The organism is Brevundimonas abyssalis TAR-001 (assembly GCF_000466985.1).
Taxonomy (GTDB): domain Bacteria; phylum Pseudomonadota; class Alphaproteobacteria; order Caulobacterales; family Caulobacteraceae; genus Brevundimonas; species Brevundimonas abyssalis.
The window spans coordinates 1-1,367 of sequence record NZ_BATC01000115.1; the positions used below are offsets into that span (position 1 = coordinate 1).

At 72.5% G+C, this 1,367-nt stretch carries 1 protein-coding gene; it reads right to left on the reverse strand.

Features of this window, described 5'->3' with window-relative positions; translation table 11 throughout:
* Positions 1–37 precede the first annotated feature (37 nt).
* Positions 38–1,192 (reverse strand): MFS transporter, encoded by a 1,155-nt coding sequence (locus tag MBEBAB_RS14740; RefSeq protein WP_021698782.1) that lies wholly within the window; start codon positions 1,190–1,192, stop codon positions 38–40.
* Positions 1,193–1,367 lie beyond the last annotated feature (175 nt).

The following is a 1,367-nucleotide window of genomic DNA, read 5'->3' on the forward strand; positions in this document are numbered from 1 at the left end:
CGATGGGGGAGGATTGCGCGCGCCGGGATGGGCGGCGCTAAGCCAACGCCCCCCGCACCCGCCACCCGGCCGCCAGCCCCAGTCCCGCCAGCACGGCCATGGCCAGATAGCCCAGCGCGCCATAGGCGTCGTACAGCGGGCCGGCCATCAGGGTGGCGAGGCCGATCAGGACGCCGGAGGACAGGGCCGACAGCAGGGTCTGGGCGGCGGTCTGGTTGGCGGGCGGGGCGAGGCGCTCGACGATCTGCAATCCGGCGAGGAAGGTGGCGGCGAAGCTGAGCGCATGCAGGGCCTGCAGCGGCCACAGCAGCCACAGGGGCGGCATGAAGGCCAGAGCGACCCAGCGCACCACCGCCGCGCCGCCGCCGATCATCAGCAGCAGCCACGGCCCGATCCCGCGCCGCCGCCGCCACGGCTCCACGATCCACATGAACAGCACCTCCACCACCACGCTGAAGCCCCACAGCATGCCGGTGATGGACTCCGGGATGCCCCGCGCCTTCCACTCGATGGCCGAGAATCCGTACAGGAAGGCGTGGGTGGCCTGGATGGCGCCCACGGCCAGGATGGCGGTCATGAACACCGGGTCGGCGACGAGGGCGCCGAGGCCCTTGAAGCGCTCACGCTTCGGCGGGGCGGCGCCCGGGTGGACCCGCTCGGCGGGCAGGACGGTCAGGGCCGTCAACGCGCCGATCAGGAAGGCGGCGGCGAGCCAGACGATGATCACATCGGGCGAGGCGCGCAGCAGCAGCGCCCCCATGCCCACATTGGCGGCCACGAAGGCCAGCGACCCGGCGCTGCGCGGGGCGGCGAAGGTGAAGCCCTCGCGGGCGGCGCCGCGCAGGGTCAGCACGTCGGCCAGGGGGATGACCGCCGCGGCGGCTGTCGCCCCGATGAACCACAGGGGCAGCCACAGGGCGAAGCCTTCCACCAGCCCGGCGGCGCCGTAGCCGGCGGCGGCGATGACGCTGAGAATGGCGATGGCGGTGCGGCGCAGGGCGAAGCCGTCGGCCCAGACCGCGATCATGGGGCCGGTGACCAGACGCGCCAGCATGGGGGCGGCCAGCAGGGTGCCGATCTCGGCCCCGCTCAGCCCCTGGGACTGGAACCACAGACCGGCGAACGGCAGGCTGACGCCGGTGGCGCCGAACAGCAGGATGTAGTGCAGCGCATTGCGCCAGGCGGTGCTCATGGCCGGGCCTTTAGCAGGCCGGGCGGGTCACACAACCAGCCGCTCATTCCCGCGAAAGCGGAACCCAGTCCTTTGGGTGTTGCAGCGGGCGAAGGATCATCCTCGGCTCGCCAGTCCTGAAGCACAGGCGTCAAGCTGGACAGAGCTGGGTCCCCGCTTTCGCGGGGATGAGCGG

Excerpts from the sequence above, each read along its gene's own strand:
- MBEBAB_RS14740 (WP_021698782.1), bottom strand. The coding sequence starts at position 1,192 with ATGAGCACCGCCTGGCGCAATGCGCTGCACTACATCCTGCTGTTCGGC.